The following is a 23,814-nucleotide window of genomic DNA, read 5'->3' as shown; positions in this document are numbered from 1 at the left end:
CTCCCCGTCCCCCCGCCGCCCCGACCCTCTTCCGCGATCTTGCACTTCGGGTTGGCCCTTTGCACCTTTCGCGGGGCTTCGTACCCACCAAAAGTGCAAGATCGCGGGGTGCGGGGGACGGGTTAGAAGCGGGCGGGTTCGCGGTAGATGCCCCACTCGGCGCGGAGGGCGTCGCAGATCTCGCCGAGGGTGGCCTCGGCGCGGACCGCGTCCAGCATGGCCGAAATCATGTTCTCGCCGGTACGGCTGACCTCGATCATGCGGTCGACGGCGGCCTTCACCGCGGCCTCGTCCCGGGCGGACTTGCGCTCGGCGAGCACCCGGCGCTGCTCCAGCTCCACCTCGTGCGAGATGCGCAGGATCTCCAGGTCCTTGGCGACCGTGCCGGTGTGGCAGTTCACCCCGACGATCTTCTTCTCGCCCTTCTCCAGCGCCTGCTGGTAGACGAAGGCCGACTCGGCGATGTGGCCGGTGAACCAGCCGTCCTCGATGCCGCGCAGGATGCCCGAGGTCATCGGCCCGATCTTGTGCGGCCCCTCGCCGCCGAGCTGCCTGATCCGGGCGAAGATCTCCTCCGCCTCGGCCTCGATCTTGTCGGTGAGCGCCTCGACGTACCACGAGCCGCCGAGCGGGTCGGCCACGTTGGTCACCCCGGTCTCCTCCATCAGCACCTGCTGGGTCCGCAGGGCGATCTCGGCCGACTCGTCGGTGGGCAGCGCCAAGGTCTCGTCCAGGGCGTTGGTGTGCAGCGAGTTGGTGCCGCCGAGCACCGCCGCGAGCGCCTCCACCGCGGTCCGGACCACGTTGTTGACCGGCTGCTGGGCGGTCAGCGACACCCCGGCGGTCTGCGTGTGGAACCGCAGCCAGAGGGCCTTCTCGCTGGTGGCGCCGTAGACGTCCCGCAGCCAGCGGGCCCAGATCCGGCGGGCGGCCCGGAACTTGGCGATCTCCTCGAAGAAGTCCACGTGGGAGTCGAAGAAGAAGCTCAGGCCCGGGGCGAAGACGTTGACGTCCAGGCCGCGGGAGAGGCCGAGCTCGACGTAGCCGAACCCGTCGGCCAGGGTGTACGCCAGCTCCTGCGCGGCCGTCGAGCCGGCCTCCCGGATGTGGTACCCGGAGACGGAGAGCGGCTTGTAGCGCGCGATCTCCCGGGCGCAGTACTCCATCAGGTCGCCGATGAGGCGCAGGTGCGGCTCGGGGTCGAAGAGCCACTCCTTCTGCGCGATGTACTCCTTGAAGATGTCGGTCTGCAGCGTCCCGTCCAGCGTGGACACGTCGGCGCCCTGCCGCTCGGCGGCCACCAGGTACATGCAGAAGACCGGGACGGCCGGGCCGGAGATGGTCATCGAGGTGGTCACGCCGGCCAGGTCGATGCCGTCGAAGAGCACCTCCATGTCGGCGGCCGAGTCGATGGCCACGCCGCAGTGCCCGACCTCGCCGAGCGACTGCGGGTCATCCGAGTCGCGGCCCATCAGCGTCGGCATGTCGAAGGCGACGGAGAGCCCGCCGCCACCGGCGCCGAGGATCATCTTGTAGCGCTCGTTGGTCTGCTGGGCGTTACCGAAGCCGGCGAACTGCCGGATGGTCCAGGTCCGCCCGCGGTAGCCGGTCGGGTAGAGCCCGCGGGTGTACGGGAACTCGCCCGGCCAGCCGATCCGCTCGAAGCCCGGGTACGCGGTGCCCTCCGGCGGCCCGTACACCGGGTCCACGGTCATCCCGGAGAGCGTGGTGAAGTCCGCGTCCCGCTTGCGTGCGGCGTCGTAGCGGGCCTGCCAGCGCGCCCGTCCGGCGGCGATCTCGTCGGCGTTCATCCGCGGAGCTCCTCCTCGAGTCCTCGACTGAAGACCGAGTGTAGAACGGGTGCCTGAACGATCGCTAAGGAAGTTCGTACCGGCCGGTAACCTGACTCACGTCGACGGCACCGCCGGACCGGCGAGGGCCACGTCGTCCACCCGGATGTTGATCTCGTCGACCCGCAGCCCGTACGCCTCGACCGCCGAGGTCACCGCCGAGCGGACCGCGTCGGTCACCTCGGATACCGGCCGGCCGCCCTCGATCACCAGCACCAGGTTGACCACCGCCGCGCCGTTCGTGACGTGCGCCGAGCAGCCCCGCCGGGCGTCGCCGACCTGGTCCAGTCCGACCTTGTCGAGCACGGCGTTGAAGAACCGCGCCACGTCCCCGCCGAGCTCGGAGACCCCGGGCACGGACCGGGCGGCGGCCACCGCGATCTTCTCCACCACCTCGTCGGAGACCTGTGTCGTGCCGCCCGCCACCGCGTCCGGCGTCACCGACAGCTCCTGCGTCGCCTCGTCCATGGTCTCCCCGCCACTCGTAGCGCCTCACGCCGCCCGCGAGGCGGTGAGAGCGTACTAGCCGGAGAGGGTCCGGAGTGGACGGGTCAGGACCCGGTCCGCCCCTCGGCGATCCGCCGCACCGCCTCGGGGGTTGCCAGCTCGCCCCGCAGCTCGGGATGGGCGTGGTAGAAGGCCAGCGCGGACAGCACCGCTTCCCGGTCGGCGGCCAGCCAGTAGGTGCGGACGAGCAGGAAGGGCAGGAACCTCAGCTCCCCGGTGTCGAACCGGCCGGTGTAGCGGCGCACCACGCTCTCCGGCGACGGATCCGCCTTCACCACGATCACCGAGGTGCCCAGCCGCCACGCCTCGACCGCCTGAACGGCGGACCACGGGACCGAGTACAGGCTGGTCAGGCCGCGGTGGGCGATGCCGGCCGGGGACAGCAGCAGCTCACCGGGGGCGAGCCGGAGCAGGGCCACCAGATACCAGGCGAGCAGCACCGCCATGCCGGCAAACACGACGCCGACCACCCCGCCGAATACGCTGCCCGACGTCCCCGTCGCCACCGCGACGATGAGCCCGACCACGACGCACATCACCAGCACCGTGGTGAACCAGAAGTACGCGATGGTCGAGTAACCGAACCGCACCCCCGAGGTGCCGCCCGGTGATTGTGCCAACGTCGGTGCTGCGCCGGAGCCCCGGGACGACGCGACCACGAGGAGCCCGAGCAGGGAGCCGAAGAGGAGGGCGATGACGGCACCCCCGACGAAGAGCACCAAGTCGCGCTCCACCACCCCGCCGATCGCGGCGATCAGCCCACACGGCGCCGCGACGGCGAAGAAGACCGTCCCCGGGAGCGCCGACCGCGGCAGCCGCCGGCCGGACCAGCGGGAGGTCGTCGGCGGCCGGTCCCGGCCCACCGTGCCGTCGTCCGCTCCCATGCCGCCACCGCCCGCCGTCCGGGATCGTCGGTGGCAGTGTGCCCCCAGGGCCGATCGGTCAACCCCAGCTGGGGGCAGCCGGTCAGGAGCCGAGCTGGGCGAGCAGTTCGTCGGCGGCCGCGTACGGGTCGATCGCGCCCTCGGCCACCTTGGCGGCGAGCGTCGGCAGCTCCGTACCGTCGCGCAGTGAGCCGATCCGGTCGCGGAGGACGCCGAGCGCGATGGCCTCGATCTCGGCGGCGGCCCGGGCCTCCCGGCGGCGCTGCAGCTCGCCGTGCTTCTCCAGCCAGCCGCGGTGCTTGTCGATCGCGGCGGCGATGTCGTCGATCCCCTCGCCGCGGGCCGCGATCGCCCGCACCACCTGCGGCCGCCACTCCCCCGGTCCGCGCTCGCCCAGGGCGATCATGCCCTGGATGTCGCGGACGGTGGCGTCGGCGCCGTCCCGGTCGGCCTTGTTGACCACGAAGATGTCGGCGATCTCCAGGATGCCGGCCTTGACCGCCTGGATCGCGTCACCCATGCCGGGCGCGAGCAGCACCAGCGTGGTGTCGGCCAGCGAGGCGACCTCCACCTCGGCCTGCCCCACGCCGACCGTCTCCACCAGCACCACGTCGCAGCCTGCGCCCTCCAGCACCCGCACCGCCTGCGGGGTCGCCGCGGAGAGGCCGCCGAGGTGGCCCCGGCTGGACATCGAGCGGATGTAGACGCCCGGGTCGGTGGCGTGGTCCTGCATCCGGACCCGGTCGCCGAGGATCGCGCCGCCGGTGAACGGGCTGGACGGGTCGATCGCCAGCACCCCGACCCGGTGACCGCGCGCCCGCAGCGCCCGGACCAGCTCGTTGGTGGTGGTCGACTTCCCCACGCCCGGCGACCCGGTCAGGCCCACCACCTGGGCCTGACCGGCATACGGGGCGAGCGCCGCCGCGACCTGCGGCAGCACCTCGTCGCCCGACTCGACCAGGGTGATCAGCCGGGCCACCGCGCGCGGGTCACCCGCGCGGGCCCGCTCGACCAGCATCGGTACGTCCCGGCTGCGGCGCACCGATCCGGCGGCCGCAACCGGGGCGTTCTCGACGGCATCGCTCACTGCTGGGTCTCGCCACCGTTCGGAACGTGGATGATCAGCGCGTCACCCTGCCCACCGCCACCGCAGAGCGCCGCCGCGCCGGTGCCGCCGCCGCGCCGCTTGAGTTCCAGCGCCAGGCTGAGCACCAGCCGGGCGCCGGACATGCCGATCGGGTGGCCGAGCGCGATCGCACCGCCGTTGACGTTGACCTTGTCCGCGCTGATGCCGAGATCGCGCATGGACTGGATGCCGACCGCGGCGAACGCCTCGTTGATCTCGATGAGGTCGAGGTCGTCGACGCCCAGACCGGCCTTCTTCAGGGCGTGGTTGATGGCGTTCGACGGCTGCGAGTGCAGGGAGTTGTCCGGGCCGGCCACGTTGCCGTGCGCGCCGATCTCGGCGAGCCAGGTCAGCCCCAGCTCCTTGGCCTTGGCCTTGCTCATCACGACCACCGCGGCAGCGCCGTCGGAGATCGGCGAGGAGCTGCCGGCGGTGATGGTGCCGTCCTTGGTGAAGGCCGGGCGGAGCTTGCCGAGCGACTCGGCGGTGGTGTCCGGCCGAATGCCCTCGTCCTCGCTGATCACCAGCGGGTCGCCCTTGCGCTGCGGAATGTTCACCGGGGTGATCTCGTCGGCGAAGTGGCCGTTCTTCTGCGCGGCGGCGGCCCGCTGGTGGCTGGCCGCGGCGAAGGCGTCCTGCTCCTCGCGGCTGATGCCGTGCCGGGTGCCGTGCCGCTCGGTCGATTCGCCCATCGAGCAGCAGTCCCAGGCGTCGGTGAGCCCGTCGAGGGCCATGTGGTCCTTGATCGTCACGTCGCCGTACTTGTAGCCGGTGCGCTGGCCGAGCAGGAGGTGCGGGGCGTTGGTCATCGACTCCATGCCGCCGGCCACCACGATGTCGAACTCGCCGGCCCGGATGAGCTGGTCGGCGAGGGCGATGGCGTCGAGGCCGGAGAGGCAGACCTTGTTGATGGTCAGCGCCGGGGTGGACATCGGGATGCCCGCCTCGACCGCCGCCTGGCGGGCCGGGATCTGACCGGTGCCGGCCTGGAGCACCTGACCCATGATCACGTACTGGACCTGCTCGGGAGCGACGCCGGCGCGCTCCAGCGCGGCCTTGATCGCGACGCCGCCGAGCTTCGTCGCCGGGAGGTCCTTGAGGTTGCCGAGCAGGCGCCCCATCGGGGTCCGCGCGCCGCTGACGATCACCGAAGCCATTGCCTGCCTCCGAGGGGGGGTGCCGACCTGTACGCCTTAACGATTGTTCGGTCAGACTAGCGCCATGGCAGAGAACTCCTCCCTCGAGCCCGCTGCGGACTACGTCACAGACATCGGGCTGCGCCGGATCGACCACGTCGGGATCGCCGTGGCCGACCTGGACGCCGCGATCGACTTCTACCAGCGCACCTTCGGGATGCGCTGCGTGCACACCGAGACCAACGCCGAGCAGGGCGTACGCGAGGCGATGCTGGCCGTCGGCCCGACCACCGAGGGCGGCTGCGTGCAGCTGCTCGCCCCGCTGTCGCCCGAGTCGACGATCGCGAAGTTCCTGGACCGTAACGGGCCCGGCGTGCAGCAGGTCGCGTACACGGTGACGGACATCGACGCGGCCTGCGCGGCGCTGCGCGAGCGGGGCGTCCGGCTGCTCTACGAGGCCCCGAAGCGCGGCACCGCCGACTCCCGGATCAACTTCGTGCACCCGAAGGACGCCGGCGGCGTCCTGGTCGAGCTGGTCGAGCCGGCGGCATCCGGCCACTGAGCCGAGCCGCCCGGCGAGCCTGCGCCAGGTCGTGGGGTCGGGCTCCAGGACCCCACGACCTGGCGCATCCCGTTCCGGGCCGGCGGCAATTCATGGGATGGGAGAGCGGCGATGCGCGATTCCGCGTTCCCATGAACACCTCCACGCATCGGCGGATGCAGTTTTTCACACAGGGGTTCCGGCCCTAGCTACCGTTCAGTAACGTCCGGCAGCACAGGAGCGCGACCGGTGCCGGATGTGTCGATTGCCGACATGGCGGTCGGTCGCACCGGCGCCGACGATGGCAGCACCCCTGCCCCGGTGTGGGTGCGGACGAACGGGAGGTCACCGTGCAGGACATCCTCGAAGCGATCATGGCGGCGGAGGGCTCCGCGCAGCCGGAGCGGGAGCTCGCCGGCCTGGCCGGCCTGCCGGTACCCGAGACCTACCGGGGCATGGTGGTCCGGGCCGAGGACACCCGGATGTTCGACGGCATGGCCACCCGGGACAAGGACCCGCGCAAGGCGCTGCACCTGCAGGAGGTGCCCACCCCGGAACTCGCCCCGGGCGAGGCGCTGGTCGCGGTGATGGCCAGCGCGATCAACTACAACACCGTCTGGACCAGCATCTTCGAGCCGCTGCCGACGTTCAAGTTCCTCCAGCGCTACGGCCGGCTCTCCGAGCTGACCCGCCGCCACGACCTGCCGTACCACGTCGTGGGCTCGGACGCGGCCGGCGTGGTCCTGCGCACCGGCCCGGGCGTGACCCGCTGGAAGACCGGCGACGAGGTGGTCGCCCACTGCCTGTCGGTGGAGCTGGAGGACGCGGCCGGCCACGACGACACCATGCTCGACCCGCAGCAGCGGATCTGGGGCTTCGAGACCAACTTCGGCGGCCTCGCCGAGCTGGCCGTGGTCAAGGCCAACCAGCTGATGCCGAAGCCGCGCCACCTGACCTGGGAAGAGGCGGCCAGCCCCGGGCTGGTCAACTCCACCGCGTACCGGCAGCTGGTCTCGCACCACGGGGCCAACATGAAGCAGGGGGACGTGGTGCTGATCTGGGGCGCCTCCGGCGGCCTGGGCAGCTACGCCACCCAGATGGCCCTCAACGGCGGCGCAATCCCGGTCTGCGTGGTCTCCTCACCGGAGAAGGCCGAGCTGTGCCGGTCGATGGGCGCCGAGCTGGTCATCGACCGGGCCGCCGAGGGCTTCCGGTTCTGGAAGGACGAGGAGACCCAGGACCAGGACGAGTGGCGCCGGTTCGGTGAGCGGATCCGGCAGCTGACCGGCGGCGAGGACCCGGACATCGTCTTCGAGCACCCCGGCCGGGAGACCTTCGGCGCCAGCGTCTTCGTGGCCAAGCGCGGCGGCACCATCGTCACCTGCGCCTCCACCAGCGGCTACCAGCACCAGTACGACAACCGCTACCTCTGGATGCACCTCAAGCGGATCGTCGGCAGCCACTTCGCCAACTACCACGAGGCGTGGCAGGCCAACCGCCTCGTCGCGCTCGGCAAGGTGCACCCGACGGTGTCGAGGACGTACCCGCTGGAGCAGACCGGCCAGGCGGCGTACGAGGTGCACCGCAACGCGCACCAGGGCAAGGTCGGGGTGCGCTGCCTGGCGCCGAGCGACGGACTCGGCGTCCGGGACACCGAGCTGCGGGCCCGGCACGAAAGGGCGATCAACCGGTTCCGCGGCCACTGAGCCGTCCGGGTGAAGCCGGGATGGCCTTTGCGGCGACCGGCGATTGCCTTTCGAGACGGGGCGTCGGACCCCCATTCGCGTGATACCGACGTACGGCTGACAAAGGGTCGCGGGCATCGTCCCGCGGCCCTTTTCGTGGTCACCTCGGGTGACGCCCGACCCGCCCGGGACCTGCCAAGATCGCCGTTTGGTCCGGGTCCCGGCGGCCGGGCGGAGTTGACCATGTAATGAGGACACGAAAGGTCCGTACCGCTCTTGCGAAGCACCCTGGGGCGTCTGCGAGTATGTCCCAATGCCCCAGCAGCAGTCCCCCCTTGCGTTCTTCGATAACGCGAACTCCCAGCCCGATTTCACTGTTGGCCTGCGCGGTTACAACACCGGCCAGGTCGATGACTTCCTCGGTCGGCTGACCGCCGCGCTGACCCAGTCCGAGCAGGCCCGGGCCGAGGCCGAGCAGCGGATGAACGACGCGCAGCGGCGGCTCCGCCAGGCCGAGCAGCGCCAGAGTTCCCTCGAGCAGAAGCTGGCCGACACCAACAAGCAGCTCGAGGAGAACAGCCGGCCGACCCTCTCGGGTCTCGGCACCCGGGTCGAGCAGATCCTCCGGCTCGCCGAGGAGCAGGCCAACGACCACCGCAACGAGGCCAAGCGCGAGTCGGAGGGCATCCTCTCCGCCGCCCGCCTCGAGGCCCGCGAGATCACCGACAAGGCCCGGGCCGAGGCCGCCGCGATGAAGGCCACCGCGGAGCGGGAGGCCGGCAGCGTCCGGACCGCCGCCGAGCGGGAGGCCGCGGAGGTCCGGGTGCAGGCCCGCCGCGAGGCGGACACCCTGCGCGCCGACGCCGAGCGGGAGACCAAGCAGCTGCGGACCGTCACCGCGCACGAGGTGGCCGAGCTGAAGTCCACCGTCGAGCGTGAGGTCGCCACCCTGCGGGCCACCGCCGAGCGGGAGATCACCCAGCAGCGGGCGAAGGCCGCGCGGGAGGCCGAGGAGAAGCGCGCCGAGGCGACCAAGCTGCTCACCGACGCGCGGGACAAGCGCGACAAGGACCTGCAGGCCCTGGAGCTGCAGCTCGCGGAGCGGCGGGAGAAGGCCGAGCGCGAGGAGTCGGAGCGGCACGCCGCCCAGGTCGCGCAGACCCAGAAGCTGGTCAGCGAGGCCGAGCAGCGGGCCCGGGCCGCGCAGGAGCGGGCCAAGGAGATCGAGCAGCGCGCCGAGACGCGCCGGGTCGAGTCCGAGCGCACCGCCAGCGAGACGGTCGAGAAGGCCAAGGCGCTCGCCGAGAAGACGCTGGGCGAGGCGAAGGCCGAGGCGCAGCGCCTGCTCAGCGAGGCCCGCACCGAGGCGGAGCTGACCACCCAGGCGGCCCGCCGCGAGGTCGAGGACCTCACCCGGCAGAAGGACGCCGTCACCTCCCAGCTCGGGCAGATGCTCTCCGGTCTCGCCGGCATCGTGCCGGGCGTGCCGGCGGCCAAGCCGGAGCCGGCCAAGGCCGAGAGCGCCGAGGGGCGGGTCACCGCCGAGTCGACCAGCTGAGCACCACCCGCATCGGGGCATGATCCACGGCGCGGGGTGACACCGGGTGACCGGTGCCGCCCCGCGCCATCATGCATTTCCCGTCCGTTCCGTCACCGGCGTGAAGTAGCTCCCATCAGGGGCGTCCGTATCGCCCCAGGAGAGCCGGTTGCGTGTGAGGATGGGGGCATGTCGCACGGCGAGGAACTGTTCGCCCTCAGCGGGGACGTGGCCACGGAGCCGAGCTTCGAGTCCGCTCTGAAGGGCTACGCGAAACGACAGGTCGACCGGTACGTCGCTCGCGCGGAGCACGAGATCGCGACCCTGACGGCCGAGCGGGAGCAGGCGTACACGCAGATCCACAAGCTGGCCGGCCAGGTCGAGGTGCTGCAACGCGACCTCGCCCAGGTGCGCAAAGAGATCGGCGTCGTGGACCGGGCCTCGTTCCGCCATCTCGGTCCCCGGGTCGAGCAGATCCTCACCCTCGCCGAGGAGCAGGCGGACGACATCGTCGCCTCCGCCAACGAGGAGATCGAGGCGCGCCGCGCGGCCGCCGAACACATCATCGAGGAGGCCCGCGAGCAGGCCGCCCAGGCCCTCAAGGACTTCGACATCGCCCTGTCCGCCCGGCGGGCCGACGAGGAACGGCAGAGCGCCGCCCGCAAGGCCGAGGGGCAGGCCGCGCTCAAGGCGGCCAAGGACGAGGCGGAGAAGCTGCGGAAGACCGCCAAGGACGAGGTCGCCACGCTGCGCAAGACCACCAACGACGAGGTCGCCGCGCTGCGTAGGAGCGCAGACGACGAGGTCGCCGCCCTGCGCAAGCGCGCCCAGGAGGCGCTGGCGAAGGCCCAGCAGGAGGCGACCCAGCTCCGGGACACCGCCAAGGAGATCCACACCCGCGCCCAGCAGGAGGCGACGAAGCTCCGGGAGACGGCCAAGGCGGCGCTGGCCAAGGCCCAGCAGGAGGCCACCCAGCTGCGCGACGCGGCCAAGGAGGTGCACGCCAAGGCCCAGCAGGAGGCCAAGCGGCTCACCGACAACGCGACCGAGGCGAGCCGGGCCACCCACGCCAAGGCGCTGCAGGAGGCCAAGCAGATCGTCGACGACGCGGAGGAGGCGGCGAAGGCGACCCGCGGCCGGGCCCGGCAGGAGGCGCACCGGCTGACCACCGAGGCCGCCGAGGCCGCCAAGCGCAACCGGGCCGAGGTCGAGGCGTACGTCCAGCGGATGCGGACCGAGACCGAGGCGTACGTGCAGCAGGCCCGGGCGCAGACGCAGCAGGAGCTGGGCGCCTGGCGAGCCGGGGTGGAGAAGGAGGTCAACTCCCGGCGGGAAGCGGTCGACAAGGAGTTCGCCCAGCGCCAGGCCGCCGCCGAGCAGGAGCACGCCAAGCGCCGCGACGAGCTGGACCGGCAGCACAAGGCCCGGCAGACCGAGCTGGAGAAGGCGTACACGGCCCGGCGCGACGAGATCGAGAAGGGCGCGGCCGAGATCCGCCGGAGCGCCGAGCAGGACGCGCTCACCCTGCGCCGCCAGGCCGAGGACGAGACCACCGAGCTGCTGCGCCGGGCCGAGGCGGAGGCCGCCGACAAGCGCCGCAAGGCCGACGAGCACGTCGCGGCCTCCCGGCGTCAGTTCGAGGAGTACGCGGCGACGACCCAGCAGCACCTGGCGACCACCCAGCAGCACCTCGCTGCCACCCAGCAGGAGGTCGCGGCCGGCCGGCAGCAGCTCGCCCAGGTGATGCTGGAGATCGCGCAGGCCCAGCAGGAGCTGGCCGACCTGCGCCAGGAGACCTGGAAGTCCCGTCAGGAGTCCGACGAGCTCCAGCGGCGGCTGGCCGAGCTCCAGCTCCAGGGGGGCCCGGGGAAGACGGCGGCCGGCCTCGCGGCCACCCCGGTCGCCCCGGGCCGGCTGGCCGACAAGCCGGGCCCCAACGGGTCCGGCCCCACCGCGCCGGCAAAGGGCACGGCGGCCGCCGTGGCCAACGGCAAGGCGCCGGCCAATCCCAAGGAGCCGGTCGCCGCCAAGGGCACCGCCCAGGCCGGGACGAAGGAACCGGTTGCGGGCAAGGAGACGGCTCCGGCCGGGACCAGGGAGGCGACCGGCGACGCCGGGGAGGCGAAGGCCCGTCCGGTGGCCGAGACGGTGACCACGGTGGACGGCGGCGAGGCCAGCGCCGGGGTGGACGGCGAGCCCACCGTGGCTGCGGTGCCCGGTGAGGGCGGCCGGGGCGCCACCCCGACGAAGATCACCAGCACCGGCGAGAGCGGCAAGCGGCCGACCAAGCCGACCACCGACGAGCGCACCGCCAAGCCGAGCACCGTCACCGTCGAGCCCGACTGACCCGGGTCCGGCGTCCTTCGCGGGAGTCGGCACTCCCCACGCCCGGGCCGGGCCGCCACTGCCAACGCCCGGGCCAGGCCGGCAAACCCCAAGCCCGGGCCAGGCCGGCACTCCCGACTCCCGGGCGCCGGAGCCGCCACTCCCCACGCCCGGGCCGCGCCGTCGAGGGCTGGCCGCGGCACTCCCCGGCCGCTAACCTGCCGGGCAGGGGCTGACGGCATGCCGGCGGCGGTCGGTTTGCCGTACGGTCCCTGAGGCGTCTCCGGCCGCGTCCGCCGGAGCGGGATCCGGGGAGGTCGGGTGTCGCAGGACGGGCCGTCGGGCAGCGCCCGACCGCAGGACGACGACCACCCGCTGGACGCGCTGCGCCCCGAGGACGACCACCCCCTCGACGCGCTGCGTCCAGCGGACGACTCGACCGACCCGGCGGAGCGCAGCGCCGAGCGTCCCACGGACGCCGGCAGCTCCACGACGAGCGGCGATCCGGCTGTTCCGACGCCCCGACGGGCCGATGCCGTCGCACCGGCGACCGGGCGGGCCGGCCGCCCGTCGGGTCGTCCCGACGGCACCGGCACGACCAGCGTGGCAGCCGCCCCTGCGGACGAGTCGGATCCCACCGAGTTCGAGCCCAGTGGACGGTTCGGCACGCCGGGGAGGCCGCTGCGGCGCAGCAGCTTTCTGGTCGGCTTCACCGGGGCGCTCGGCGTGCTCCTGGCGTACGCGGTCTTCCTGGGCCTGCGCAACGCCGCCGGCATCCTCGTGCTGGTGGTCATCGCGCTCTTCCTCGCCGTGGGCCTGCACCCGGCGGTGGTCCGGCTGCGCGGCTGGGGGTTGTCGCACGGACTGGCGGTGGCGGTGGTCGCGCTGACCGTGGTGCTGCTCATCGTCGGTGGTGTGCTGGCGCTGGTGCCGCCGGTGGTGAGCCAGTCCGGGGAGTTCGTCGACCAGCTACCCCACTACGTCGAGGAGCTGCGCCGCAACCCGACGGTCAACGACCTGGTCGAGCGGTACGGCCTCGTGGACCGGATGCGGTCGGCCGCGAGCGCGGACAATCTGGCCCGAGCCCTCGGCGGCGTGCTCGGCGGCGCCCAACTGATCTTCGGCACCATCTTCCGGATGCTCACCGTGCTGGTGCTGACCATCTACTTCCTGGCCTACTTCGACAAGCTGCGGAGCCTCGGGTACGCGCTGGTGCCCCGCTCGCGCCGGGAACGGGTGCAGCTGATCGGAGACGAGATCCTGACGAAGGTCGGCGCGTACATGGTCGGGGCGCTCACCATCGCGGTGCTGGCCGGAGCGAGCACCTTCGTCTTCGCCCTCGCGGTGCGGCTGCCGTACCCGTTCGCGCTGGCCGTGGTGGTCGCGGTGACCGACCTGATCCCGCAGATCGGGGCCACCCTGGGCGCGGTCATCGTGGCCCTCGTCGGGTTCGCCACCGACCTGCCGGTCGGCATCGCCTGCCTGGCCTTCTTCGTGATCTACCAGCAGGTGGAGAACTACCTCATCTACCCGAAGATCATGCGCCGGTCGGTGGCGGTCAACGAGGTCGCCGCGCTGCTCGCCGCGCTGCTCGGGGTGTCGCTGATGGGGGTGGTCGGGGCGCTGATCGCGATCCCGACGGTCGCCGCCCTCCAGCTCATCCTCCGCGAGGTGGTCCTCCCCCGACAGGAGTCCCGCTGACCGTCAGCCGGCCCGGCGCTGCTCCGGGCCGGGGACCGGGGTGTCCGCGAAGGAGGCCACGGTCCGGTCCGCGTACGCGCTGACGTCGCCGGTCTCCACCGGGCCGTCCCAGGTGGTCGGCAGGGGCGTCGGCACCGCCGGGTTGACCCGCCGGACGATCTCGTCGAGCACGGTCTCCGCGTCGCCGACCCACAGGTGCTTCGCGCCCGGTACCCCGAGCACCTCGGCCTGCGGCACCGCGGCGAACCGCTCCCGGGCCTCCTCCGGCCGCAGGTAGTCGTCGAACTCCGGCACCAGGGCGACCAGCGGCTTGCCCGACTCCGCCCAGACCGCGAGGTCCTCCGGCGCGGAGTAGCGCAGCGGCGGGGAGAGCAGGATCGCGCCGGCGACCGCCGGGTCGCAGCCGTACTTGAGCACCAGGTCGGTGCCGAACGACCAACCGACCAGCCAGATGTTCGGCAGCTCGTGGAACTCGGCGTGCTCGATGGCGGCGGCCACGTCGAAGCGTTCGCCCACCGCGTTGTCGAAGGCGCCCTCGCTGGTGCCCCGCACGCTGCTGGTGCCCCGGGTGTTGAACCGGAGCACGGCCAGATCGGCCAGCGCGGGCAGCCGCCAGGCGGCCTTGCGGAACACGTGGCTGTCCATCATCCCGCCGTGGGTGGGCAGCGGGTGCAGGCAGACCAGCGTGGCGGCCGGCTCCCGGTCCAGCGGCAGGGCCAGCTCACCGACCAGGCGCAGACCGTCGGCGGTGTGCAGCTCGATGTCCTCGCGGCGCCCGGGCAGGATGGAGGACGCACGGATCGGTGTGCTCACCGTCCCAGTCTTGCGCGCCACCGCCGGCCCCGCTCGGCGGGGCGGAAACAGCGTGATCCAGATCGCTCAGCCGTAGCGGGGGGCGCTGCGGCCGCGCTGGACGATCGGACCGCGCCGGTCCCGGGCCCGCCAGCAGCCGCTGTGCCAGTGCCGCCGGTCGGTCAGGTCGCCCCGGTCGTCCGCCGGCCACGCCACCAGGTGCGCCACCCCGGGGCGGATCTCCTGGTCGCAGCCCGGACAGCGGTACGTCTTGACCGACGCCCCGCCGCTGATCCCGCGTACCTGCCAGTCGCCGTCGCGCCACTGCTGGACGGTCGGCACGCCCTGGCGTACCCGCTCGGAATCCAGCTGCGTGGTCTCGTCCCGGCGGGGGCGGTTGCGACGGGGGCTCACGGTCACCAAGCGTACGGGCCGCCGGCCGGACCGGCCGGAGTCGGGCGTGTCCGGCGGGCAGCCCTCCCGTCAGTGCCAGGTTTCCACGCGGCCCGGGTCCTTCGCCACCGTCGCCCCGGCCAGCACGGTCGTCGCGTCGGCCTCGGTGAACCCCTTTCCGGGCCAGCCGAACTCGGCGGTGAGGTGCGTCTTCGGGATGCCGAGCAGCTCGAGGGTGTCCTCCTGTGGGTAGCGGTAGGCGGGCCGGCCGCCGACCGTCCGGTTGCTGTCGCTGCGCAGGCCGGCGATCTGGTTGGCGTACCGGTAGCGGACCGACATTGTTCCGGTGCTCCCCCGGTAGAGCATGAGGTCGACGTTGACGGTCGCCGGGAAGGAGGTGACGTCCACCGAGCAGCCGCCCAGTCGGACCCCCTCGGGCAGGCTGGTGAGCCGCACCGGCGCGGCGCAGCGGCGGGCCTGGTCGAACCGGACGGCCGCGACGGCCCGGGCCAGCACCGCCCGGTCCTGGCCGAGCACAGCGGCCCGAGCGTAGAGGCCGGGTGCGGGCTGCCACCAGGTCATCAGGCCGCCGGTGGTGAGATCGCCGGGGACGCTGCGGACGCTCCCGTCGAACACCGGCCGGGCGGCCTCCCGCACGTTGACGTCGAGCCCTTCCACGCGGAGTCCCTGGAAGAGCTCGGGCGAGCGGGCCAGCTCCACGGTGACGGCCCGTCCGTCCCGGGTGTCCAGCCGCACCGACTCGACGCCCATGACGTTGACGCCCCAGCCCAGGTAGCGGGCCGCGGCCGGATCGACGGCGAGGTGCAGCACGGTCGGGTCGGTCCCGACCAGCTCGGGACGCTGTGCCGCGCCCGGCACCCCGTCGGCGCGCGGCGGCACCGGCGCGGCGACGACGGTCGGCGAGGCTGCGGTCCACGGCAGCCGTCCGGAGAGGCCGCCGAGGTCCGTGCCGGCAACCCCGACGAAGCCGAGGACCCCGACCAGGGCCAGGGCGGTGCCGGCGGCGGCCCGGCGGCGCAGCTGCCGGCGATGCCCGAGGGCCCGGGAGCGGTGCAGCAGGCGATGGGAATCGATCTCCCCCTCGGCGCGCTCCCGCAGCACCGAGGCGATCCGCTGGTCGAGGTCGGTCACGGCCGGCTCCCGTTCGTCGTCGGAACGCCGCAGCGCTCCCGAAGGTGGGCGAGCGCCCGCATCGCGTGGGTACGGACGGTGACCGGCGAGCAGTCGAGGATCTGGGCGATCGTGGCGTCGTCCAGGTCCTCGTAGTAGCGCAGCACCAGCACGGCGCGCTGCCGATCGGGCAGGGCGTGGATCAGCCGCCACATCTCGTCCCGGTCCGCCGCCTCCTCGCCGAGGTCGCCCCGCTGGGCGCGCTCGGCGAAGGTGTGCACGGCCAGCTCCCGGCTGGACCGCCGGCGCCACCAGGAGTTGTTGGCGTTGACCAGCATCCGGCGCACGTAGACGTCGGGGCGGTCGGCCCCGGCGATCTTCCGCCAGTGCACGTACGCGCGGGCCAGCACGTCCTGGGTGAGGTCCTCGGCCCGGTGCTCGTCGCCGGTGAGCAGCCGGGCCAGGCGCAACAGGGCCGGGCCGCGGCTGCCGACGTACTCCTCGAAGGTCACATCCTCAAGACGCCGTCACCGGCGTCCGGTGTTGACCCGGCTCAACGGTTGGCGGGAAACCGATGGCCTGACCTCACAGCTGGCCGGGGGCCGGGGCCGAGGCGGTCACTCCTCCCCGTCCCGGATGATCTGCCGGATGCGCTCGCGCGAGTAGCCGGTGGCCGCCACGATGTCGACCTGTCGCGTCCCGACCGCTGCCTCGGCCCGGATCGCCTCGGCCAGTTCAGCGCGCGCCGCGTCTACCCGGGCTCGGGCCTCGGAGATGAGCCGGGCGGCCCGCTCCTCCGCACGGGGCACGCCAGCTTGCGCCGCGCGGAGCTTCCGTACCGCCGCCTCCAGGTCTGCCACTTGGCCATCGTCCCTGGTCAACCGCTAGGCCAATCCATGCATCCCTCACATTGGCCAATCTAAAGGCTTGAGGTTTGGCCAATTCAAAGATGTGATATTTGGCATCGCCTCGGGTGCTGGACTGGATGTATGAGCGTCGGGAACCCGGGGGATGAGAGCAGGAGAAGGGGACCGAAGTGGCCGAGTTCCAACCCACGGGGCCAATGTGGTCGGCCCGCGTGAGCTACCCAAGAATGGACAGGCACGGGTCTGGATCGACAGCGGTAGCGGCCCGGGGCACCAGATCAGCTTTCGCCCCGAAGACCTGACGCTCTCGGAGCTGGACGACGGGCAGGGCCGGACAGCGATCTACAACCTACGCACTTACCACTGCCGAGGGTGACCCGACCACCCCCGGCACACGGAACCCCCAGCCACCTCTACGGCCGAGGGCTCCGTCGTATGCGGGATCAGGTGTTGACCGGGTCAGCGCTTGGTGTGGTCGCGGAAGCCCCGGCCGCTCTTGCGGCCGAGGTAGCCGGCGGTGACCAGGTGCTCCAGCAGCGGCGCGGGGGCGAAGCCGGGCTCCCGCAGCTCCAGGTAGAGCTCCCGCTGGATGGCCAGCGACACGTCCAGCCCGACCACGTCGAGCAGCTCGAACGGACCCATCGGGTAGCCACAGCCGAGCTTCATCGCGTAGTCGATGTCGTCGGCGGTGGAGTAGCTGGCCTCCAGCATCTTCACCGCGTCGTTCAGGTACGGGAAGAGCAGCGCGTTGACGATGAAGCCGGACCGGTCGCCGCAGACCACTCCGGTCTTGCCGAGCTTGGCGCAGACCGCGCGGGCGGTGGCGGTGGTCTCCGCCGAGGTACGGATGGTCTGCACCACCTCGACCAGCGGCATGATCGGCGCCGGGTTGAAGAAGTGCAGGCCCACCACGTCGGCGGGGCGCTGGGTCGCCATCGCCACGTCGATCACCGGCAGCGACGAGGTGGTGGTGGCGAGCACGACCCCGGGCTTGCAGATCTCGTCGAGGCTGGCGAAGAGGGCCTTCTTGACGCTCAGTTCCTCGACCACCGCCTCGACCACCAGGTCGACGTCGGCGAGGTGGTCCAGGGTGGCGGACCAGGTGATCCGGCCGAGCGCGGCGTCCCGGTCGGCCTCGCTGAGCTTGCCGCGCACCACGCCCTTGTTCAGCGAGGTCTTGACCGCCTCGCAGACCTTGGCGGACTTCTCCGCGCCCCGGGTCACCGAGATGACCTCGTAGCCGGCCTTGGCGAAGACCTCGATGATGCCGGTGGCCATGGTCCCGGAGCCGACCACGCCGACCTTGGCGATGGCCCGCGCGCCGTCGGCGATCGCCGCCTCCGTCGCCACCGGCGTCTGCTCGTCTGGTACGACCACCGGGGAGCCCGGCCGCTCGTAGGTGTAGAAGCCGCGGCCGGACTTCCGGCCGAGCAGCCCGGCGGTGACCATCTGCTTGATCAGCGGTACCGGGGCGTGCCGGCGGTCGCGGCCGCCGCGCCGGTACATGGTGTCCAGGATCTCGTACGCGGTGTCCAGGCCGATCAGGTCCATCAGCGCGAGCGGGCCCATCGGCAGACCGCAGCCGAGCTTCATCGCGGCGTCGATGTCCTCGCGGGTGGCGTAGTGCGCCTCGAACATGCCGACGGCGTGGTTGAGGTAGCCGAAGAGCAGCGCGTTGGCGATGAAGCCGGCCCGGTCGCTGATGGTGACGTCGACCTTGCCGAGCCGCTCGCAGAGCGCCTCCACGTCGGCGACCACGTCGGCGGAGGTGACCACCGTGCGGACCACCTCGACCAGCTTCATCACCGGGGCCGGGTTGAAGAAGTGGATGCCGATGACCTGATTGGGCCGGGTGGTGGCGACCGAGATCTCGGTGACGCTCAGCGAGGAGGTGTTCGTGGCCAGGATCGCCTCGGGCTTGCAGACCCGGTCGAGCTTGGCGAAGATCCGCTGCTTGAGGTCGAGGTGCTCGGGGACGGCCTCGACGACCAGGTCCACCGAGTGCAGCGCGTCCAGCCCGACCTGGAAGTTGACCCGGGCCAGCAGCGCGTCCCGGTCCGCCTCGGCGAGCTTGCCCCGGGCCACGGCCCGGTCGGTGGAGCCGGTGAGGGTGGCCCGGCCGCGCTCCAGGGCGGCCTCGGAGATCTCGACGGCCACGACGTCGATGCCGTTCCTGGCGAAGACCTCGACGATGCCGGCACCCATGGTGCCCAGCCCCACCACACCGACGCTGGTGAACTCGCGCGCCACGACCGGCCTCCCCAATGCTCCGCACGGCCGACTTGAACGGCCACTAAGGTTATGCGCGCGAGTCTGCCACGTGACGTTCGGTTGTCGAGGCGCCGTGGGATATTTCACGACCGCTGGCCGGCCGGTGAGGCCGCCCGGCTCAGACCTCCGCCGGGGTGCCCACCAGGGCAAGCAGCTCGGCGACGAACTCCGCCGGGCGCTCCAGGTGCGGGCTGTGCCCGCAACCCGGCAGTACCACCTCCTGGTACGTCCCGCCGGCCGCCGCGTACCGCTCGAGCACGGCCCGCGTCTGCCCGACCATCGGCTGCGGCGGGCAGTCCGCCTCTCCCGGCCAGCCGGGCACCGTCCCGAGCGACCCCAGGTACGCCAGGTCGAAGAGCGAGGTGTCCGAGACGATCACGTCGGCGTCGCCGCGTACCCAGGTGATCGGCGGCTTGGCCGCGACCGAGACCAGGTCGTCGGCGATCCGGAAGTGGGCCGGCGCGAGCGCGTTGAGCACGCCCGGCTCCCCCGCCGCGGTCCCCGGCCAGTGCGGCGAGGCGACCGCGGTGCCCGGGTAGTTGTCGTCCCCGGTGGCCGTGGTGAGCATGCTGTCCAGCAGCAGCTCCTCGTCCGCACCGAGCGAGGCCGGGTCGGCGACGTAGGTGGTGCGGAGCACGGTGCGCGGGCTGGTCGGTCCGTCCTCGCCGCGGTCCTTCGCGGCCAGCCGGGCGACGAAGTCGGCGTTCGCGGTGCCGCCCCCGGTGCCGGCGAAGTCCGGTGTGGTCGGGGTGCCGGCGAGGTCCCGGGTGCCGCCGAAGCCGTACGGCGAGACCGGCGCCTCCAGCAGCAGGCCCGCCACCCGCTCCGGGTGGTCGACCAGCAGCCGCATCGCCACGCCCCCGCCGAGCGAGTGCGCCACCACGACCGGCCGCGCGCCGGCGGTGAAGAGCCCCGAGACGTCGAGCAGGGCGGCCACGTCGTCGGCGAAGTCGCCCAGCCCACGGGTCCCGTCCACCGGGGCGGTCTGCGAGTCGCCGTACCCGCGCAGGTCGGGTGCCACGACCCGGAGCGTCGCCGGCAGTCGGCGGATCAGCGGCTCCCAGAAGGCGGACGAGGAGACGTTGCCGTGGATCAGCAGCACCGGTGCGCCGTCCGGCGGCCCTGCCACCCGGACCGCCTGGGTGATGCCGTTCGCCGAGACGGTGTGCTGCGCGCTCTCCATCCCGCGGATGCTGCCATCAGCGAGCGGACGGGTCCATGTGCCCGCGCCCCATGACCGGACGGCCGTCGATGTGTGCGGCCCCGGCGTCAGCGGCCGCCGGGCAGCACACCCACCTCGCCGCCCCACGCTTCCACCGCGCGCCGCTGATCCGGCGGAGTCCCGATGGGCAGCGGCAGGGTGGGCCGGTGGTGGTCCCGGCGCGGAGCGGCGAAGCTCAGCCCGACCGGGTCGGTCCGGGCCACCCCGGGATCGAAGAACCGCAGCTCGGTACGCCCGATGCGGATGACGTCGCCGTCGGTGAGCTGCTCGGTGCCGATGATCCGGCGGTCGTTCACCCAGGTCCCGTTGGTCGAGCCGAGGTCCACCAACGACACCCCCTCGTCGGTGAGCCGGACCGCCGCGTGTCGACGGCTCAGGTGTGGATCGTCGAGCATCAGCTCGGCGGTCGCTGCCCGTCCGATGACCTGGGCCTGGCGGCCGACGCGGAAGCTCACCCCTCGCATCGGTCCGCCCGCCACCGTCAACAGCGGCATCAGTTCCGGATGATCCTGCATGGACAGTCCTCCACCCCACCATCGCCCCGCGGCGTCAGCCTGCCACCTCACCGTAGTCCCTCCCACCACCGGGTGGTTACCCCAGCGACACCGGGTGGTCAACTCCGGTTCGCCGATTCGGCGGGCGCTCCGGGCTCAACCGCCGTCGGCATCCGTCGGTCGAAACATCGACCGGGGCTCGCCGCCCGCCCCGGTTCCGGCCGGTCGCGGGCCCTACCGGTGGGTAACGCCCGGGTCTAGACTTCGGCCATGACGGCTGTGCATGTCCCGGGTACCCCGGTTGTCGAGGACGGTCGGCTCGTGTCGACGAGCCCGGCGACGGGGGCGGAGGCCGGGCGGTTCCCGGTGGCAACCGCGGAGGATGTCGACCAGGCGGTCGCCCGGGCCCGCGCCGCCGGCGAGTGGTGGGCCGGGCTCGGCTTCACCGGCCGCCGGGAGCGGCTGCTGCGCTGGCGCAGCCTGCTCGCCCGCCGGATCGAGGAGCTGGCCGAGCTGGTGCACACCGAGGGCGGCAAGCCCGTCGGCGACGGCGTCGTCGAGATCCTCACCGCGATCGAGCATGTCGACTGGGCAGCCCGCAATGCCCGGCGGGTGCTGGGCCCCCGGCGGGTACGCACCCGGCTGATCCTCGCCGAGTTCACCGGCCACCTTGAGTACCAGCCGTACGGGGTGATCGGCGTGATCGGCCCGTGGAACTACCCCGTCTTCACCCCGATCGGCTCCGCCGCGTACGCCCTGGCGGCCGGGAACGCGGTGGTCTTCAAGCCCAGCGAGTACACCCCGGCCGTCGGGCAGTGGCTGGTCGACCGGTTCGCCGAGGTGGTGCCCGAGCACCCGGTCCTCACCGCGGTGCACGGCCTCGGCGACGTGGGCGCCGCGCTGTGCCGGTCCGGCGTGGGCAAGGTGGCCTTCACCGGCTCCACCGCCACGGCGAAGAAGGTGATGGCCGCCTGCGCCGAGTCGCTGACCCCGGTGCTGGTGGAGGCGGGCGGCAAGGACGCGATGATCGTGGACGCGGACGCCGACCTGGACGCCGCCGCCGAGGCGTGCGTGTGGGGCGCGCTGACCAACGCCGGGCAGACCTGCATCGGCATCGAACGCGTTTACGCCGTCGACCAGGTCTTCGACACCTTCGTGGACAAGGTGGTCAGCCGGGCCGGCCGGTTGACCGTCGGCCCGGACGGTGCCGACATCGGCCCGATCACCATGCCGGCCCAGCTCGACGTCATCCGCCGGCACATCGACGACGCCGTCGCGCGCGGCGGCAAGGCGGTGCTCGGCGGCCCCGAGGCGGTGCAGCCGCCGTACGTGCACCCGACCGTGCTGGTGGATGTCCCCGAGGACTCGGTCGCCGTACGCGAGGAGACCTTCGGCCCGACGCTGACCGTCACCCGGGTCCGCGACGTCGATGAGGCCGTCGAGCGGGCCAACGCCCTGTCGTACGGCCTGGGTGGTTCGGTCTTCGGCCGTAAGCGGGCGCTCGCGGTCGCGCGGCGGCTGCGCTCCGGGATGGCGGCGGTCAACTCGACGCTCACCTTTGCCGGGATGTCCACGCTGCCGTTCGGCGGCGTCGGCGACTCCGGCTTCGGCCGGATTCACGGCGAGGACGGGCTGCGCGAGTTCGGTCGGGCCAAGTCCATCACCCGTCGCCGGGCCCGCTCGCTGCTGCCGTCGATGACCTTCGAGCGCACCCCGGCGGACGTCGCCCGCCTGGTCAAGGCCGCCAAGCTGATGTACGGCCGGAGCCGCTGACCGCCTGCGGCGGCGGCCCGCTCAGAACAGCGTCAGCTCGTCCCGCTCGATACCGCGCAGCTTGTCGTAGTCGACCACCACGCAGCGGATGCCCCGGTCGGTGGCGAGCACCCGCGCCTGCGGCTTGATCTCCTGCGCGGCGAAGACGCCGGTGACCGGGGCGAGCAGCGGATCGCGGTTCATCAGTTCGAGGTAGCGGGTGAGCTGCTCCACGCCGTCGATCTCGCCGCGCCGCTTCACCTCCACCGCGACCGCGCCCTGCTTGGCGTCCCGGCAGAGCAGGTCGACCGGGCCGATCGCGGTCATGTACTCCCGGCGGACCAGCGTGAAGCCCTCTCCGAGCGTCTGCGGGTTCGCGGCCAGCAGCTCCTGCAGGTGCGCCTCCACGCCGTCCTTGCGCAGCCCCGGGTCGACACCCAGCTCGTACGACGTGTCCTGGAAGATCTCCTCCAGGTTGATCCGCAGCTCCTCGCCGGCCTTGTTGACCACCCGCCAGACGCCGGGGGCCTCCTCCAACCGGCAGGGCGGGCTCATCCAGTTCAACGGCTTGTACGCCCGGTCGTCCGCATGGATCGACACCGAGCCGTCCGCCTTCACCATGAGCAACCGGGTGGCCGGCGGCAGGTGGGCCGAGAGCCGTCCAACGTAGTCCACCGAGCACTTCGCAATGACCAACCGCACCCGACGAGGGTAGCCGAGGCCCCGGCGGTCGCCGCCGCGCGCCACTGGCGTACCGGTGGGATATTGAGATGGTGCTCGAAGTCCTCACCGGTTCCGGCCTCGCCGCCTCGGCCGGCCTGAACGCCTACATCCCTCTGCTCCTCATGGGTCTGCTGGCGCGCTACACCGATCTGGTCGACCTGCCCAGCGGCTGGCAGTGGCTGGGCAACGGCTGGGTGATCCTGATCCTCGCCGTGCTGCTCGCCGTCGAGGTGGTCGCCGACAAGGTCCCGGTGGTCGACCACGTCAACGACGTGGTGCAGACCGTCGTCCGGCCCACCGCCGGCGGCCTGGCCTTCGGCGCCGGGTCCACCTCGGAGACCGTCACCGTCAGCGACCCGGACACCTTCTTCTCCACGCATCAGTGGGTGCCGGTGGTGACCGGCGTCCTGATCGCGCTCGGCGTGCACCTCCTCAAGTCCGCCGCCCGGCCGGTCATCAACGCGACGACGGCCGGCTTCGGCGCCCCGGTGGCCAGCACCGCCGAGGACGCGACCAGCGCGGTGATGTCGGTGGTGGCGATCCTGCTTCCGGTGCTGGTGCTGGTGTTCCTGCTCGGGCTGGTGGCCTTCCTCTTCTGGTTCCTGCGCCGCCGCAAGGACCGCCGGCGCGAGCGGGCGGCTGCTCGGGCGGCTGGGTTCCGGGTCTGAGTTCCTTTCCTTCCGTGGTCGTGCTGCGGACCTGAGCCATCGGCTTGCGGTTGGGGACTGGGGCCACCGCGACCGGCTCCGGGCGGATGCTCCTATGGTCCGTCAAGCGGTCAGCAGGGTGTAGATCTCTCGGGCGATGTAGCGCTTGAGGCATCTCATGGTTTCGGTGGTGCTGAGGCCTTGTTGGATGCGGCGGTCGCGGTAGGTCCG

At 72.4% G+C, this 23,814-nt stretch carries 21 protein-coding genes; 7 read left to right on the top strand and 14 right to left on the bottom strand.

The annotated features are described in order from the left end of the window. Positions 1-122: 122 nt before the first annotated feature. The 5 genes from icmA to DKL51_RS09990 all read right to left on the bottom strand — a co-directional run bounded on the left by icmA (position 123) and on the right by DKL51_RS09990 (position 5,524). A complete protein-coding gene (icmA, locus tag DKL51_RS10010; protein WP_124811988.1) occupies positions 123-1,811 on the bottom strand; it encodes a coenzyme B12-dependent isobutyryl-CoA mutase large subunit in 1,689 nt (562 codons plus the stop codon). A 96-nt stretch (positions 1,812-1,907) separates the two neighbouring features. Next, complete coding sequence (locus DKL51_RS10005) at positions 1,908-2,318, bottom strand: Asp23/Gls24 family envelope stress response protein (protein WP_109946875.1); 411 nt, start codon at positions 2,316-2,318, stop codon at positions 1,908-1,910. An 83-nt stretch (positions 2,319-2,401) separates the two neighbouring features. After that, positions 2,402-3,241 carry a hypothetical protein gene (locus DKL51_RS10000; RefSeq protein WP_109946876.1) on the bottom strand — a complete coding sequence of 280 codons (840 nt, stop codon included), beginning with the start codon at positions 3,239-3,241 and terminating at the stop codon, positions 2,402-2,404. 82 nt (positions 3,242-3,323) lie between these two features. Further along, positions 3,324-4,328 carry a methylmalonyl Co-A mutase-associated GTPase MeaB gene (meaB, locus tag DKL51_RS09995; RefSeq protein WP_109946877.1) on the bottom strand — a complete coding sequence of 335 codons (1,005 nt, stop codon included), beginning with the start codon at positions 4,326-4,328 and terminating at the stop codon, positions 3,324-3,326. Further along, positions 4,325-5,524, bottom strand: coding sequence for an acetyl-CoA C-acetyltransferase (locus DKL51_RS09990; protein ID WP_109946878.1), 1,200 nt, complete (start codon positions 5,522-5,524; stop codon positions 4,325-4,327). Before DKL51_RS09990 ends, meaB begins: the two co-directional genes overlap by 4 nt. Positions 5,525-5,588: 64 nt before the next feature. Between DKL51_RS09990 and mce the strand changes: the two genes are divergently transcribed. The 5 genes from mce (at position 5,589) to DKL51_RS09965 (ending at position 13,292) form a co-directional block, all read left to right on the top strand. Beyond that, complete coding sequence (mce, locus tag DKL51_RS09985) at positions 5,589-6,065, top strand: methylmalonyl-CoA epimerase (protein ID WP_109946879.1); 477 nt, start codon at positions 5,589-5,591, stop codon at positions 6,063-6,065. Positions 6,066-6,394: 329 nt separating this feature from the next. Further along, positions 6,395-7,750, top strand: coding sequence for a crotonyl-CoA carboxylase/reductase (gene ccrA, locus DKL51_RS09980; RefSeq protein ID WP_109946903.1), 1,356 nt, complete (start codon positions 6,395-6,397; stop codon positions 7,748-7,750). A gap of 292 nt (positions 7,751-8,042) precedes the next feature. Further along, positions 8,043-9,287: a DivIVA domain-containing protein gene (locus tag DKL51_RS09975; protein WP_109946880.1), complete on the top strand. Its 1,245-nt coding sequence runs from the start codon at positions 8,043-8,045 to the stop codon at positions 9,285-9,287. Positions 9,288-9,455: 168 nt separating this feature from the next. After that, positions 9,456-11,612, top strand: a complete 2,157-nt coding sequence (locus tag DKL51_RS09970) for a hypothetical protein (RefSeq protein WP_109946881.1) — start codon at positions 9,456-9,458, stop codon at positions 11,610-11,612. 582 nt (positions 11,613-12,194) lie between these two features. Further along, positions 12,195-13,292, top strand: coding sequence for an AI-2E family transporter (locus DKL51_RS09965; protein WP_109946904.1), 1,098 nt, complete (start codon positions 12,195-12,197; stop codon positions 13,290-13,292). Positions 13,293-13,295: 3 nt separating this feature from the next. Here the strand turns inward: DKL51_RS09965 and DKL51_RS09960 are convergent, their stop codons facing one another. The 8 genes from DKL51_RS09960 to DKL51_RS09925 all read right to left on the bottom strand — a co-directional run bounded on the left by DKL51_RS09960 (position 13,296) and on the right by DKL51_RS09925 (position 20,482). Continuing rightward, the gene (locus DKL51_RS09960; protein ID WP_109946882.1) at positions 13,296-14,105 is read right to left on the bottom strand and encodes an alpha/beta hydrolase; all 810 of its coding nucleotides are present in this window, start codon (positions 14,103-14,105) and stop codon (positions 13,296-13,298) included. Between the two features lie 66 nt (positions 14,106-14,171). Beyond that, positions 14,172-14,498: an Rv1322 family protein gene (locus tag DKL51_RS09955; RefSeq protein ID WP_243422632.1), complete on the bottom strand. Its 327-nt coding sequence runs from the start codon at positions 14,496-14,498 to the stop codon at positions 14,172-14,174. A gap of 69 nt (positions 14,499-14,567) precedes the next feature. After that, complete coding sequence (locus tag DKL51_RS09950; protein WP_109946884.1) at positions 14,568-15,629, bottom strand: hypothetical protein; 1,062 nt, start codon at positions 15,627-15,629, stop codon at positions 14,568-14,570. Further along, a complete protein-coding gene (locus DKL51_RS09945) occupies positions 15,626-16,120 on the bottom strand; it encodes a SigE family RNA polymerase sigma factor (protein ID WP_109946885.1) in 495 nt (164 codons plus the stop codon). The genes DKL51_RS09950 and DKL51_RS09945 overlap by 4 nt, the downstream gene beginning before the upstream one ends. A 105-nt stretch (positions 16,121-16,225) precedes the next feature. After that, complete coding sequence (locus DKL51_RS09940; protein ID WP_109946886.1) at positions 16,226-16,468, bottom strand: hypothetical protein; 243 nt, start codon at positions 16,466-16,468, stop codon at positions 16,226-16,228. Positions 16,469-16,933: 465 nt separating this feature from the next. Then, positions 16,934-18,724, bottom strand: a complete 1,791-nt coding sequence (locus tag DKL51_RS09935) for a 3-hydroxyacyl-CoA dehydrogenase family protein (protein ID WP_109946887.1) — start codon at positions 18,722-18,724, stop codon at positions 16,934-16,936. A 139-nt stretch (positions 18,725-18,863) separates the two neighbouring features. Next, the gene (locus DKL51_RS09930) at positions 18,864-19,928 is read right to left on the bottom strand and encodes an alpha/beta hydrolase (protein WP_109946888.1); all 1,065 of its coding nucleotides are present in this window, start codon (positions 19,926-19,928) and stop codon (positions 18,864-18,866) included. A gap of 86 nt (positions 19,929-20,014) precedes the next feature. Further along, positions 20,015-20,482 carry an FHA domain-containing protein gene (locus DKL51_RS09925; protein WP_109946889.1) on the bottom strand — a complete coding sequence of 156 codons (468 nt, stop codon included), beginning with the start codon at positions 20,480-20,482 and terminating at the stop codon, positions 20,015-20,017. Positions 20,483-20,731: 249 nt separating this feature from the next. On the opposite strand from DKL51_RS09925, the gene DKL51_RS09920 reads away from it, so the two are divergent. Next, positions 20,732-22,234, top strand: a complete 1,503-nt coding sequence (locus tag DKL51_RS09920; protein ID WP_109946890.1) for an aldehyde dehydrogenase family protein — start codon at positions 20,732-20,734, stop codon at positions 22,232-22,234. Positions 22,235-22,255: 21 nt separating this feature from the next. Here the strand turns inward: DKL51_RS09920 and nucS are convergent, their stop codons facing one another. Then, complete coding sequence (gene nucS, locus DKL51_RS09915; RefSeq protein WP_109946905.1) at positions 22,256-22,915, bottom strand: endonuclease NucS; 660 nt, start codon at positions 22,913-22,915, stop codon at positions 22,256-22,258. A gap of 71 nt (positions 22,916-22,986) precedes the next feature. Between nucS and DKL51_RS09910 the strand changes: the two genes are divergently transcribed. Beyond that, a complete protein-coding gene (locus DKL51_RS09910) occupies positions 22,987-23,604 on the top strand; it encodes a DUF4126 domain-containing protein (protein ID WP_109946906.1) in 618 nt (205 codons plus the stop codon). Positions 23,605-23,814: the final 210 nt, after the last annotated feature.

Source organism: Micromonospora globispora, assembly GCF_003857015.1.
GTDB classification, from domain to species: domain Bacteria; phylum Actinomycetota; class Actinomycetes; order Mycobacteriales; family Micromonosporaceae; genus Micromonospora; species Micromonospora globispora.
The sequence above is the reverse complement of the archived record's forward strand: the minus strand, read 5'-3'. Positions and strand labels throughout refer to the sequence as shown.